The 14,979-nt window shown below is 39.1% G+C and carries 11 protein-coding genes and 1 pseudogene; 6 read left to right on the forward strand and 6 right to left on the reverse strand.

The features are described 5' to 3' along the window. Positions 1–366 precede the first annotated feature (366 nt). A complete protein-coding gene (locus QP794_RS01035; RefSeq protein WP_285074543.1) occupies positions 367–1,320 on the reverse strand; it encodes an SDR family NAD(P)-dependent oxidoreductase in 954 nt (317 codons plus the stop codon). Between the two features lie 411 nt (positions 1,321–1,731). On the opposite strand from QP794_RS01035, the gene QP794_RS01040 reads away from it, so the two are divergent. From QP794_RS01040 to QP794_RS01050, 3 genes and pseudogenes are all read left to right on the forward strand, one after another. Beyond that, positions 1,732–2,151 (forward strand): MarR family winged helix-turn-helix transcriptional regulator, encoded by a 420-nt coding sequence (locus tag QP794_RS01040; protein ID WP_079345722.1) that lies wholly within the window; start codon positions 1,732–1,734, stop codon positions 2,149–2,151. Positions 2,152–2,178: 27 nt separating this feature from the next. Continuing rightward, complete coding sequence (locus QP794_RS01045) at positions 2,179–2,829, forward strand: nitroreductase family protein (RefSeq protein WP_285074544.1); 651 nt, start codon at positions 2,179–2,181, stop codon at positions 2,827–2,829. A gap of 86 nt (positions 2,830–2,915) precedes the next feature. Beyond that, positions 2,916–3,203, forward strand: a pseudogene (locus tag QP794_RS01050) (putative quinol monooxygenase); the annotation flags it as partial. A 308-nt stretch (positions 3,204–3,511) separates the two neighbouring features. Here the strand turns inward: QP794_RS01050 and QP794_RS01055 are convergent. The 5 genes from QP794_RS01055 to QP794_RS01075 form a co-directional block, all read right to left on the reverse strand. Further along, positions 3,512–4,321 carry an alpha/beta hydrolase gene (locus QP794_RS01055; RefSeq protein WP_285075185.1) on the reverse strand — a complete coding sequence of 270 codons (810 nt, stop codon included), beginning with the start codon at positions 4,319–4,321 and terminating at the stop codon, positions 3,512–3,514. A gap of 740 nt (positions 4,322–5,061) precedes the next feature. Beyond that, positions 5,062–9,816 (reverse strand): DEAD/DEAH box helicase, encoded by a 4,755-nt coding sequence (locus QP794_RS01060; RefSeq protein WP_285074545.1) that lies wholly within the window; start codon positions 9,814–9,816, stop codon positions 5,062–5,064. 123 nt (positions 9,817–9,939) lie between these two features. After that, complete coding sequence (locus tag QP794_RS01065) at positions 9,940–10,578, reverse strand: GmrSD restriction endonuclease domain-containing protein (RefSeq protein WP_285074546.1); 639 nt, start codon at positions 10,576–10,578, stop codon at positions 9,940–9,942. 9 nt (positions 10,579–10,587) lie between these two features. Further along, positions 10,588–10,857, reverse strand: a complete 270-nt coding sequence (locus QP794_RS01070; protein WP_285074547.1) for a hypothetical protein — start codon at positions 10,855–10,857, stop codon at positions 10,588–10,590. 463 nt (positions 10,858–11,320) lie between these two features. Next, complete coding sequence (locus QP794_RS01075; RefSeq protein ID WP_285074548.1) at positions 11,321–12,361, reverse strand: hypothetical protein; 1,041 nt, start codon at positions 12,359–12,361, stop codon at positions 11,321–11,323. 223 nt (positions 12,362–12,584) lie between these two features. Here QP794_RS01075 and QP794_RS01080 point away from each other — a divergent pair, with 223 nt between their 5' ends. From QP794_RS01080 to QP794_RS01090, 3 genes are all read left to right on the forward strand, one after another. After that, positions 12,585–12,839, forward strand: a complete 255-nt coding sequence (locus QP794_RS01080) for an MPN domain-containing protein (protein ID WP_285075226.1) — start codon at positions 12,585–12,587, stop codon at positions 12,837–12,839. Then, on the forward strand, positions 12,767–13,060 hold the full coding sequence (locus QP794_RS01085) for a JAB domain-containing protein (protein ID WP_285074549.1): 294 nt from the start codon (positions 12,767–12,769) through the stop codon (positions 13,058–13,060). The genes QP794_RS01080 and QP794_RS01085 overlap by 73 nt, the downstream gene beginning before the upstream one ends. Positions 13,061–13,551: 491 nt before the next feature. Beyond that, positions 13,552–14,799 (forward strand): site-specific integrase, encoded by a 1,248-nt coding sequence (locus QP794_RS01090; protein WP_285074550.1) that lies wholly within the window; start codon positions 13,552–13,554, stop codon positions 14,797–14,799. The last annotated feature ends 180 nt before the right edge of the window (positions 14,800–14,979 follow it).

The following is a 14,979-nucleotide window of genomic DNA, read 5'->3' on the forward strand; positions in this document are numbered from 1 at the left end:
CTATTCCTTACATCTATCCCTATATGGATTAGCGTTATTATAAGAGTTCGGATCATTTTTTTGAATATGACGGCAGCTTTATTGTCATTACATATAAAAATAGCTAACATGCTTGTTAAAGATAACGAAATCAAAATTTTAATAACTTTGTCCGTATGTAAAAAGGACAGATCAGGTTGGATATTAACAGTCGATCCAACCCGGATCTGTTTTCGTGTTGTTTTATTTGAATAAGTGGAGTACTGAAGTATTAATACCTCATGCCAATTCATGTAGCGACCATACAATACCGTTCGTTGTTCCGATCCCCAGGTTCAATGTAATGGTTAGTTATTGATTAATCAATTACAAATCTACATAACATACTTACTTCTTTTGCAGCTCTCTAATCGTCCGTGTAATACCTTCTTCAAAAGAAGTGATCTCCACAGGCCCAATGTTAGTCTCGTATTTCTTATTGCTCAAAAGCAGCGGTTCTTCTGTCAGATATAACATTTCAACAATTTCTTTCATTACCGGGACACCCAATCCAAGTAACGAGAGTCCTGTTTTGCCAAGTGCTATCACCGGTTTCGCAGTACCTGCTGCCTGTTGTGCAATACGTACAATTTCCTTGCCCGATATTACGCCAGCACCAGGGATATTCCAGTTTTGCCGATACGCATTATCCCGACTCGCCAGCTCCACAATCATGACCGCTGCATCAGGCAAATAGATATATTCTCGCGGCGTTTTCATATTCCCGATAAAAAAAGCCATTTTCCCTTCTGCAATTGCTTTAAGCGTTGATCCAAGGTAAGAAGCCTGATTGGCAGAAGGGCCATAATAATCAGGTAAGCGAACAATCATCACTTGAGCAGTGCGCCATTTGCTGCTAAACAACATATGTTCATAAGCAAGTCGAGTCTTTCCTTTTCGCGTATGCGGCTGCTTCGGATGTTCTTCAGTTACTTCTTTCATTTGTCTTCTTCCATATGGATAAATTCCATCTATGACAACCACCTTCAAGCCCAAATGTTCCGCCGCCTCCATAACGGATTCCCCCAATGGAATCAATCTGCTTTCCATCTCGTTATACGGGACATTCGCGCAATGAAACATTACGTCTACATCTTGGGAAGCAGCTATAATATCCTCAGATTGAAACGCATCGCCGACAGCAATCTTCAGGTGATGTGGAGATCCCAGCCTCACAGCAAGCTGCTCCAGTTTTTGACGTGAGCGGCCAAATATAATTGTAGGAATGCCACGTTGAATCAATTCCTCTGTAATTGCTGCACCTGTTCCGCCTGTTGCTCCAACCACGATTGCTCTTTTCATTTCTTATCAACCTCTTTCATTTAGTTATTGATCAATTACTTATTAAGATCACTATAACGCATAATTAGTGATTGATCAATAACTAAAATAAAAAAGGGCAATCCCTCTTATTAAAATTTCTTTTACACCAAATCTCAATCACAATAAGACTCGATATTCTCACCCACCTCCGGGCATATTAACTTATCTAGAGTTCCATATAATTCTGAATTCAAACGCATGATTTTACATATAACTTCGGGTTGCAAAATCAAAAAAGGCATGATATATTATTTGAGCCATCAATGATTGAGGCATCAATGATTGAGGTGTCCAACAATTTTATGCAGCAATGGCATTATACAAAGGCAACATTCTAATGGTATTACCTAAGCCGTTGTTCATGTCCAGATTCACCCGGGAGGTCTAGTCATGACACGTATTGTTTCCAAGGAAGAGCAAATTATCAACCTGTTGAATGCACTCGGCAACAAAATCAGCCCCAAGTTCGAACGCTGTACGGGCATCAGCTCATCACGCTTTGAGATTTTGCATGAGTTGGATCAGGTTGACGAGATTAATCAATCCATGTTGCAAAAAATCATTAATATCGACAGTGCGGCGATTACTCGCCATCTGAAGCAGCTTGAAGCCGATTCGATGGTCACCAGACGTAAAAATCCGGAAGACAACCGAGTTACCTTTGTTCGCCTTACGGACGAAGGAAGGAAGCAAATCGAAGGTTATAAAATTGAGAAAACCAATTTTATTCATCAGATTTTACAGGATTTTAGTGAAGAAGAAGTTCATCTTCTTGCTGATTTCCTGGAACGTATGCAAAACAATTTCTAAACCCATATATAGAGGAGAGAACCATACATGAGTACATTCCAAAACACTTTTCAAAAGACTAATGATTATAACGAAATTACTTACGGCCGTCGGTCTGTAAAACTATACGATCCTGAAGTCAAAATCAGCCGTGAAGAAATGACCGAAATTTTGGCTGAAGCTTCGCGCGCACCTTCTTCGGTTAATATGCAACCATGGCGTTTTCTGGTCGTAGATACGGCTGAAGGGAAAGAAAAGCTTGCTCCTCTTGCCAAATTCAATCAGAATCAAGTACTGACTTCTGCCGCTGTTATTGGTGTGTTCATTGACATGAACAATGCAGAACACATGGACGAAATCTTCAGCAAAGCGGTTGAGCTTGGTTACATGCCACAAGAAGTCAAAGATATGCAAATGCAAGCTGTTAAACCTTACTACGATAATATGCCCGCTTCCGCTCTTCGCGATGTCAATCTGGTTGACGCAGGTCTGGCTTCCATGCAATTGATGCTCGCTGCACGGGCTCATGGATATGATACTAACCCGATCGGTGGTTATGAGAAAGATCAAATCGCTGAGACTTTCGGGATGGATAAAGATCGTTACCAACCAGTAATGCTAATCTCGATCGGTAAATCGGCCAAAGAAGGTCACCCTTCCTACCGTCTGCCTGTTGAGAAAATTACGACTTGGGCATAATATCAGGCAATGTTTTACATGTTAAAGCACCTTTTGCGTCAGAAACAATAACAACATTCTAACTACACTTATGGAGGTTGAATATTATGATTATCATTCACGCTCACTTGCAAGTTAAACCAGACCAGGAACAAGCTTTTTTGGAAGCAACAAAAGTGCTGATCTCTGCAACACGCAATGAAGAAGGCAACATCAGCTATGATCTCGCCAAAAGCACTGAACGTGAACATCATTACACCATGATTGAGCTGTGGAAGGACGAAGCCGCTACAGCTTCCCATAATGCAAGCGCCCATTTCCAGGCTTTCGTTCAACAAGCAGCAGCATTCATGGCCGCTCCAATGAACGTTTTATTGCCAAATGGATATCCGGTAACATATGGGGGGCGGACTGGCCCTTCATATGGGCCTTGCTCGGCTCACGCCAAGTCGTGCTGCCATTTCCGACATTTTTTCTTCCTTGTCCTCCGCTTCCAGAATGTACTCCAGCGTCTGAATCTGCGAAGCGGAGAACGTCATATTCGTACCATAACTTCGCTGCAACTTGTAGGTGTTCGAATATGCATTACCATACTTGATGATCTTCTCAATAAGTTCCCGATGGTCGCCCATCCAGTCTAATTTCATGAATAATCCCTTTCACCTTCAAAGTGTCTCTATCTCTCTATTCCAATGTACTGAATTTAGATATGTTTTTCAATCCATATGATCGCTTCCTCAATGACTTCATCGCGACTGGGTTCATTAAATATTTCATGCATGAGATGTGCATATATTTTCAGCGTTTTATCGGTTGAGGCAATATCACCGTAAAAGTCGCGCGAATCCCGTTCGCTCACCAGCCCGTCGTTTGCTCCATGCAGAACAAGTACAGGATCGACAAACTGCTTCGCATGTGTTTTTAACCAGGCCACTCCATTCCCCAGGCTATTAAACAAATCCACGGAAATCTGTTTTTCTACGAGCGGATCATTCACGTAAGCGGATACCACCTCCGGATCACTGCATACGCCGCTACCAAGCTCATTGGGAAAATACGTGCCCGGGGGAAGATCAAGTGGTAATTCTCCAGCAACCTTCGTGTTGTAACGAGTTAACGCTCCGGATAGAACAATTCCTTTTACTTTGCCTGGATATTTCGTTCCAAATGAAGAGGTTGCGAAGCCACCCATACTATGCCCAATGACAAAAAGCGGAGTGTCCCCGTTCTCTTGCAAGGCTGCTTCAACAACCACATTTACATCATCAATGATCTGATGAAAATCACTGTAGAACGTACGCTTCCCTTCTGATCTTGCATGACCACGATGGTCAAAACGATATACGTTAAAACCACGTTTGTTTAGTTTATCAGTCAAATAATCATAGCGTCCGGCATGCTCACACAAGCCATGAACAATGACCACGGCTGCCTTGGCACCGCTTACAATATTTTTGCTGAAATAAAGCTGAGTTCCGTCAAAAGATTCAATTGTTGTCTCGATATGTCTCATCATTGATTCCATCCCTTCATTGTGCTCAAGCATTAACAAGTATCTAACGGTCTTGAGCCATTTTTTAGATATCCACTATTCATGGAGATTCCATCTAAAATAATTGTCTTTACGAATTATATTGTTTCTTATAGAAACAATATAACATCAGTGTTATGCGCTGTCCAGATTAATAGGACCAGATCGAGAATAAAATGCCGTATCCGGCCAATTAGAACGTAAGCTGCAGGCTTGTTTCCGATGAAATGACCGTGCATAGAAAAAAGCCTTTAAACACACAGAAATCTTTGTGTTTAAAGGCTTTTAATTATGGAGCCTAGGGGGATCGAACCCCTGACCTCATCGCTGCCAGCGTTCATCAATCCGTTATCGCTGGTTATCGAAATATCTCGGAAGCCTTGTCCTGTATGGATTTATGGCATCTTGTGTTATCTCTGGTTATCGGTAAATTTGGGTCATTATTGGTTGTTTGTTACCGGATTGTTACCGCGTTTTTCACAATAAGATACGGCTTTAAAATTGCCACTTGCTCAAAAAGATTACTACCTATGTTTTCTCGGAGCCCTAGCCCTGATCAACTTGTTCCCCGATTAATATCCAAGCCATCGGACAAGATAGTTTGATCTTTTCAATGAACACCTTAGTCAAAGCTAACTTACAAAGTTCGCGAAAAAACGCAATCAGTAATTACTAAAAATGAAATACCTCGCAGCAAGCTGCGAGGCATTTTCATTACTATATTACACCTCGTACTTCTCTTTCTCTTCGGCAGCAACTAGATAATTGCTGCGATCTTCTGGCGTGGTGTCGTACCCTTGTTTCATTTGCGAATCGCAAATTTCCAGTGGAGGTAAACTATTAACTAAATCAACTGTTTGAATTGAAACATTGATGATTCGAAGCAATAAATTGAAAATGTACTTCTCATCATCCGAATAATCATTCGGGTCATCTGTGATTCCAGATTTATCATCTCTTTTTACTTGATACTGATCAATAATCCATTCGATTGCTGGGCGACCATTCACAACGTACTCGTACGCTTTTTCAGGAATGTTTGAGATCGTTATATCTGAATTAAACACAATAATATCTAGTACATCTTTCTTGGGATGCCTCATCTTCGTAACCTTGTATGAACAGTTTGTCTTACCCTCAATAACAACATCTGAATAAGGTTCAACAGTTTCATAGTTTAGATGTAAATTAATCAGTTTCTTTCCGATTTCAGAAATTTTATTAGCGTGCTTAACTATTGGAATGTTGGGTAAATCTTTAATCAAATTGTTTTGATACTTTTCGCGATATTCATGAATATGCAAAACTCCATAAACGTAAGCAAACGCATCAAATCCAAATAACCCCAATGCAGCTTCAAAGCTCTCATTTAGATTTGATTTTTCGTCAAATAAAACATTTCCATCCTTAAATTTATAAAGTTCAAAATGTCTTCCTTTATCCAACATATTGTAATTTGGTGGAGTATTTGTGACGAATGCCGAAAACCCTTTTTTTGTCCCAGCTCCCGAGACACTGATCATTATGTTTCCATCTAATAATGATTCATCAAATTTCCTAGGATATTCAAGGATATCACGATAGTAATATAGATGTTTTTTTACAAATGGATAATACATGCTTTTAACAACAAAACCATTACCCATTTTCTTGAGTTCTTTGTTTTTATATAATTTATTCTTAAGAGATCTGCTCCAACTAATATATTTCTCATCCGTGTTTAGCAAGACATCTTTTTCTTCTTCAGATTTAGAAGATAATCTTTGAACCTCCAGATTATAATTATCGATCATTCTTTCAGCGTTATTTTTAACTGTCGAAGAAGAAAAATTGTATACCCATCCGTCTCTGTTTGACTGTATTCCATCTTGTTTGTTATAAAATACATCACCTAAAATACTTGGGTACTCTTCATAATGGCTTTCTCTTTGATTTATCCAGTCATTATTTTTGTCCGGAGTTACAGAAGTCCACTCAATCCCTTCAATAGAACCTTTTTGCTCGAGTATTGAAAGTTTCGTTTCACGACTTAAATAATCTCCAATGTCATGATAATAAATTGAGTGACTCTCTGAGCCATCTTTAACAAGCAAGGTTATTGCAATTGGGGTGCGGCTCCCTGACCCGAAAATCTTTCCACCTTCTCTTCTTGATGTTTCTCCTTGAGTTCGTTGATCTCCCCGTAAATTTAATACATAAATATAATTGAATTCTTCAAACCAACTTTTTCTTAATCCATCAGCACTTTGACTATCAATAAATTGACCATTAGTAACAAACGCAATTACACCTTTTTTCCCTATCCTATCTGTAGACCATCTAAAAGCCTTTATATAAGTATCATATATTCCTCTTATTGATTTAGATTTTGAAAATTTGGCATAAGTATGTGCTATCGAATTATCCAAAATTGGGTAATTCTGATTTTTCACACTCTCATTTTCGTTCTTCGCACCGACTGAATATGGCGGATTTCCAATAATTGCGAAAATGGGATCTTTGCGTTGTTTTTCAAGACGTTCATTGTTCTCCCCGAACAACTCATCCTCAAACAATCCCTCTTTTTCGGTACTTTCAAATGTATCCGTCAAAACTATACCTTCAAACGGCTTGTAATTTCCATTCATAATTGAATGGAAAGTTTCTTCAATATTAATTGCTGCAATATAGTAGCTTAATAGAACGATTTCATTTGCATGAAGTTCATGCGTGTACTTACGCAATAAATCTTCTTTTGAAATCAAACCACTTTGCAACAATCGAACTATAAAAGTACCCGTGCCTGTAAATGGATCAAGGATATGAACTCCTTTATCACTTACTGACTTACCGAAGTGTTTCTTCAATACAGTTTCAACAGAATGAATGATGAAATCTACTACCTCTACAGGTGTAAACACGATTCCTAATCGTTCAGTCGTTTCCTTGAATCCTACCTTAAAAAACTTATCATAAAGTTGAATAATAATGTCTTGTTTAGCTTTAAGATTATCGATTCCCTCGGCACGTACACGCACACTTTCATAGAAATCTTCAAGTCGTCTTTGTTCCTTAACAAGCCCCTGTTCATCCATTACCTTTAATACAACATCCATTGCCCGTGAGACAGGGTTATCGTTCGCAAAACTATAAGAATCAAACAACGCTTCAAATACTGGTTTAGTAATTAAATGCTGCGCCAACATTTCAATGGCTTGTTGATCTGAAATTGCCCCGTTGATATTATACCGAAGCCCTGAAACAAATTTTTGAAAAGCCTTATGAGCCTCACTATTCGCATCCTCTACCATAACATGAATACGCATCATGTGTTGCTGTGCAATTTCAGCAACATCCTTTGACCAATCTTCCCAATAACGGACATTCCCTACTTTATTAACAATTTTCCCGTATAGCGCACGTTCCAGTTCAGTCCAACTTTCATCAAAGAATAACGTCAATTGTTCCGGTTTTGGCTCAGTAACGGTCAACCCATCTTCTGGCACATCGCCAACACCAATGATTTGAATTTGGTCTGGTTTATTCTTGTTCAACTCTAACTTGTTTATGGTTGCATCAAAACGCTCATCCAATGAACGTAAAGCATTTAAGACTTCCCAAATGACACGATATTTATCGTTATTATCTAAAGCTGTATTCGGATCAACTCCTGCAGGAATACCAATTGGTAAAATTACGTAGCCATAGTCTTTACCCTCAGTTTTACGCATCACACGTCCAACCGCCTGTGCGATATCAATTTTCGATTTGCGCGGTTTTAGGAACATAACCGCATCCAGGTCGGGTACATCTACGCCCTCTGTTAGAAATCTTGCGTTAGACAAAATACGGCATGTGCGATTCGGTACTTCACCTTTTAACCATGAAATCTTTTCATTCTTTTGAAGTGCATTCATTGAACCATCTGCATGATCGATTTGCACTTGAAATAAGTCTGAAAAATTGCCACTTTGATAAATGTACTGATCTACAACTTCAGAGAACATTTTAGTAATCAGCTGTGATTCCCTAATCGTTCCAGCAAAAGCAATTGCACGCTTCATAGGCTCACCGAGTATTTCATTGGAATTACTCTTTCGTTTAACAAGACCATTCCAACAACCTATGATTTTCGTAACATCGTCAAACTCCAATTCGGATTCACGAGCTAACATTTTTTGGAATCTCCGCGCAATAACCTCTTCGTCTACAGCAAGAACCATTACTTTATAGTCTGTTAGAATACCTTTACGAATGGCATCGCCAAATCCAATACGATAAAACTCTTCTCCATAAATTTCTGGATCATTCATATCTGCAATAACGACTGACATATTTTCTGCTTTACGCTTAGCATCTTCTCCATACACACGAGGTGTGGCGGTTTGATATAGACGTTTCGCAGTTTTAATGTTGCTATCGCTATGAACTTTCGTAAAAGCACTTGCTTCACTACCACTTTCAGTTGCACCTGTAGTGCGATGAGCTTCATCGCAGATAACTAAATCGAAATCATAGAATCCATTTTGTTGAGCCTCAGTGATCACGTCAATAGATTGATAGGTCGAAAAAACTGTTAAAACCTCACGAGGTAACTTTCTACTCTCAATGCGAGCTTGATAGTCTAGTAACTTCATGTAATTTGTGGTTGCAGGATAACCTAAATCAGCCGCCGCAATATCCTCCAACTCATTTTCACCTTTAGTTTTTGTTACTTTTCTATCTGAACATACTGCTATTGAATCCATATTGAAGTTTATGTCTGCCGACCAACCACGCAAGGTCTGAGATAACAACTGAATACTTGGAACTAAGTACAGTACACGGAATACACCTTTCTTCTCCATTGCCATTTTCTCAGCAATAGCCATTGAGGTATAAGTTTTTCCAGTTCCAGGCGCCATGATCAACTTACCGCGGTTTGCAGTTTTAAAACCCTCCAAAACTTTCTTAATAGCCGGAATCTGATGAGGACGTGGAGATTTCTTATCTTGAAGCTTAATCACAGCTGGACTATTAAATGAATAAGAAGACCAGTCAATTTTACTTTCTTGTAGATCAGATAAAGATATACGTACGATCGGCTTATCACGGAATCTTAATGCATCATTCGCATTATCACTCCACTTGTCCGTGGATGTAACAATAATTCCTTCAGTATAAAATTGCTTTCCTATCTCGTTAAGAAATGAGTCAATATGTTCTTTACGAATTGTAGTATCTTTGGAATAGAACTTACACTGGATCGCAATCAGTTCACCAGTTTCACGTTTTCTAGCTACTAAATCAACACCAGTATCCTTTTTCGGAACATTATACTCAGTAGGAACTTCACTTAACTTCCAGACCTTATCGAATAAACGGGCGTACATCGGTTCTTTTTCTAAGTAAGCAACAACTAATAACTCAAATAATGTCCCTCTATCACGTTGCTCATGTTTCTTTGCATCGATTTCATTCATTAATGTCACAAAGCTTTTATGATTTTTTGACTCCATTTATTGTTAACCTCCGCATAATGACAGTAGTTGATTAAATTCCACTATCTCCGTTCAAATCCCTGCTTGCATAGAAAAAATCCCCACACAAGCGGAGTAGGGGATAGTCAATAGCATCTTGTCCTAGATCTTCCATCTCTCAACACAGAAATCTACAAGCTCAACTGATCCTTTCTCATCTTGCTTTTCGAAGTTATTACCATTGTTCTGTATTTTTTGAATTAAGTTTTTGAATTGTTTCAAACTTGCTACCGCTTTAAATCTGATCGATAACTTTTTGTTTGGTGTTTTGTTCATGCCCCGGCTATTTAATGACTTTTCCAGCAAGGTCAAGATACCGAGCCTATGCACATTTGAATAGTGTTCACCTTCTGTGTTGAAGCCTCTACCGGGAAAATTAAAGCGAACCTCTTGAGCGAATATATGCTCAATCGTAGGCAATTTCTTGTTTAACTTTATTATATCTTGCATTGAGTAAGGATTACCGCCTTTATTCTTCAGAATATCCTCATCGTATTCAAAGAACACATATTTTAGCGCGACATTACAGTAAATATCGCCTTCAAGCCTACTTTTAAATTCTGTTAGACTCATAAAGTTTTTAATAAAGCTGACAAGCCCTTTTTTGATATCTGCCTCACTGAAGTATCTAGCATTACAAGCAAGATAAGAAATATCTTTGGTAGGATCAGTGCCTCGTGTTTTATATACCCTTACATCAGCGATTTCAATAAGGTCAAGAAATGAATGCTTGTTATCCAAACAACTTTCTCAAGGAGCCCCTGCATTTGCAACCGTATTTTCACTTTTCTTTACTTTTCTAACTATATCTAACATACTTGCAAAAAACTCTGACAAATCAGTTAAATCATAATAGCCGGAGTTTCCGTTTTGTTCTGACAAGATGAATGTGCCAATATATTGCGATACTTTGGTGTCCATTGCTTCAAGTATATCATCAAAAAGCTCATCTATATTTGGAATCTCCCACGATTTGATAATTTGGTATTTTGAAGTGCTTACTATTGAAGAATATCTCAAGTGTTTTTTGTGCCAATGAACTTTACCTTCGAGTTGTACGTTAGTTTCGTGAACGAAGTATCTCTACATATTCGAGCAAAGCCTTTGAACCCCCTGCCTGCATAGGACAAAAGACCCTTATGATACGGAGCGAATAACATGCTTTGGCTAGTATAGCCCTGTAAAGACTCTATTACTAAAATACTCCATATAAAGTTTCCTATTTGATTATGCAATTTTGAGTCCATGTAAGATTCTCCATGCCGAAGTAAATTGGTAATAAGTATTACTGATTATAATTGTGACAACTCGTTGTCAGGAATCGAATGCTCCACTGAAGAAAAGAGCCTGCATGCGGGCTCTTATTAAATTAAGACTAATATGATCCAATCTATCTTGCGAGAAAAAATAAATGCTTCATACACACGTACTATTGTATCATAAACGTTCTTTACTTGAAGAATAATTAAATTCCAAGAGCTGATCAATTCACAAAGTAAACCGGATAATCAGTCAGCTTTTCAACAGCCTCTTTACCTTGTATTTCAAATGCCTTTTTCGCCTTCTCAATTATATTATGCTGCTTCTCGCGTAGTGTCTCAGCACTATTGTATACTCTGCTCAATTGAACACGATCATAAACCTGTCCGATATTAGGGTATAGCTTCTCTTTCAACGGATCAACAAAGTAGCCTGGCTTAAACAGAAACTCGATGTGCTTGAACAGCTTCTCTACCGTCTTACCATTCACGGCATCGTGTTTTTTGCTGAAATGATCTTGCAACTCCTGTTGGTATAGATATCTCCGGCATCGCTCAATACGCTGCTCTAATGAGTCCACCATTTGAACGGTTATTTGATATGCATTTTCTTCTAACTCACTGAATATGCGAAGCAGCAGCATGTATGCCTTCACGTTCTCTAGCTGACAATCAAGATAATATATATAGTCCATATAATCCAAATGGCTGGGTTGATTGCCTAGGTTGTATTTTTTTTTACTTTGCACACGATTGATCCAGAAATCATTATAAAAATCATAAAACAACCAAATTAGATTGGTTACAGCTTCGCTTTCTTTGAGTACGATTATCTCGCTCAAACGTTGCTGCCACTTCTCTTCATTGTTCTCCTGCTTATAGCGTCCCTCTTCTCTGTCGTAATAAAATCGATAGCATCGCATTTTCGCATCTGCTGTCGGCTTCGTATACCTCGTATCCTGCGGATTCACTTCTTGTCTTCCATACTCCTGAATGATTTCACAAGCATCACCGTAGTTGATAGCTCGATAACTACAATATTTAGCACCGTAACCGAGCGGCAGGATGCGATCATCTTTATAAACCGGAAATATTACGAAGCCTTGTTCCATCAACTCCTTCGCAAAGTCAGGACGAACGTCTGTCTCATCCAGCTTTAGCTTCCTACGAATTGCGCTGTCAGCAGCCAAATCACGTTCATGAATAAGTAGCGGAGGACATTTGATTTTTTCTAAATCCTTTATAAATTGATACAAATTTATCACCTTCTTTTCTGTGCTTAAATGATAAAACCAAACAGTCAGTTGTCAATCTTTTTTGTTGACAATCCTCTGTTTGGTTTTATAATGCTGGCGCAATACCGCTTAAATTATCTTGATCATTATAGCCAAGATACGCTCTGACTGTTTCGTAGCAGCGGAGTGCACCGCAGATTTTGGAATCTGCGTACTTACTAAGAAAAAAATAAATATTGGAGGCTGCATAAAGATGCAACTTGTTAAAGAAACAGATCCAACACAACGAATGAAACGGCTAAGTATCGTCAGTTTGAAAATGGTCAAGGAATCTACATTACCATATCCTTCAAACGTCATACGGAAGCCGCAGGATGCTTATGATATCGCTAGACGGTTTATTGGCGACGAGGATCGTGAACATTGTATTCTCATTTGCCTAGATACCAAGAACAAAGTGAATGCGATTCAGAGACGATTGGGATTGGCACCCTTAACTCCGCTTTAGTACATCCGCGCGAGGTATTCAAGGTTGCCATACTTGCCAACTCTGCTGGTATCGTATTCGCACATAACCATCCGTCATCAGATTGCAATCCATCGCCTGAGGACCTAAAGATCACAGAGCGCATCAAGCAATCTTCAGATATTTTAGGGATAGAACTGATCGATTCGATCATCGTATCAAATTGCAATTATTACAGTATGAAGGAGCATGGCTTCCTGTAAAAAATAAAATATGAAGGAACGCATTCGTTCCTTCTCCTTATGAATGAACCCTGGTCACCACGCCACGATAGCCTTGCATCTGCAAGGTTTGTAACAATGGGAGGCATCGCCTCTTGCTTTAGATATTCATTCAAAGGGTTTAAGAGCAGCGTGTAGCCTAATGGCTAGATGCTTTTTGTCGTTGCATCGAAGCTGAATCGTGCAGATCATTATTTTGTCGTGCAGCGACAAAACCGCATTTCACGCCCCCTTTATCTGACGTTGACGAAGTATCGCGTGAGCGATATTTCATCATTAGGCAGGTAGAGGGGATATCTTTGCTGTATTCTCGCATCAGATCTTGCGTTATGATGATTGAATTAGTCGGCGATCTTTAATACATTACGAGACGTCGAGGCTTCATGTCACATCGCTCACCACAGAATCTTAGTATGTAAATCAACACATACGATTTATTTATGTTATAATGCCAGCGAAAAGAGGTGATTGAAGTGAATCAAGATATGTTAATGCGAGCGTTATCTGAACAGCCTAAGTATGAAGGAAAGTCTTTTACCGGACGAAAAAAACAATCCAAATCTAAACGCCATAGACAAATATCAGATAAACAGCGTCGAATCGACCATCCGAGTAAACGCCGCCACGCGCTACTTCGGCTACATGCCGATCTGGATAGGCTCTTTATCGCAACCTCAAAAGTTACGCGCCATTCAAAAGGTAAACAAACTAAACATCATGCGAGAAAAGGAAATAACGGCAATCTCGGAGTTGAAGGTGTTTGGTCATCTGTCACATACGAACGATATAAAAGATCGTGTAGAACTTTTTTGAAATTCTGCTTTGAAAACTTCGAAAACGTTAAACAGGTGCGAGATATCAAGCCGCGCATGGTCGGTCAATTTATTAACTCGTTACTTGAAAAAGATAGATCGGCTAAAACCATATCAGCATACGTTAGCGCTATTCAAAAGTTAGCTGAATCAGCTGTCAAAGCCGGTATCAAGGGTCATGTGCATTTAGTGAATGAAAAGCATCGACAGATGGTACCAATCGCTCATAAGGCAGAAAGACGACGCGGCAGCGCCGGAGGCGTAGGTTATTCGTTGCGTGAAGCCCAAGTAATCATCAAGCAATGCGGTAAACATTACAGTATTTACGAGCAAGTATTGCTGGAGCTCTTGTTATATTCATGCCCTCGAATCAGCGAAATGCTCAAAATATCATATGAGCAGATTGATTTCGATAATAAATGCATCGTCATGAATAAGAAAAATCAAAACAAGAATAATCGCCCTCGCTTAATCCCCGTACCGGAACCCACACTTCAAAAGCTCAAAATGCTAGAACCCTTCCTAGCTAGCCTACAAACTAACATTTGGGGTCATCGAATGAAGGAAAAGCACGTTCGCCAACTCGTTAAAAGCTGCGCAAGCTACGGCAAAGTTAAATATTCTGGCGTTCACGATTTCAGAAAGGCTGGGCTCCAATGGCATACTCGGCGGTTAAATTCTTGGAGCAAAGGGCAATTGGTTACGGAAATTATGCGATTCGTTAGTGTAGATTTGAGACTGAATCCAATATTTAAAAAAAATGGCGATCAACACTTTAAATATGAATCATCCACCTTATTAAAACGGCAAAAAAGATGGTTGATTAATCAGTATTTAACGCAATTACTGGGTCACTCACGAAATGATGCAACGAGTCCGTATAAACAAGGCTCAAAGATAATTATTTAACCTGCACACAATTAACTACAAATAACCAACAGTATTCTTTCCCCCGTCTCATCTAGGATTACGAAGAAAGTGGTGTAAATGATTCTGCGGGTTTTTGTTGATCATTGTAAAAATGGCAGCGGATTTTTGTTGATTTATTTCTGTAAGATTTAATAAAAAATGAACCGCACGCCTCTTATT

It is taken from the genome of Paenibacillus sp. UMB7766-LJ446 (assembly GCF_030226665.1).
In the GTDB taxonomy this organism is placed as follows: Bacteria; Bacillota; Bacilli; order Paenibacillales; family Paenibacillaceae; genus Paenibacillus; species Paenibacillus vandeheii.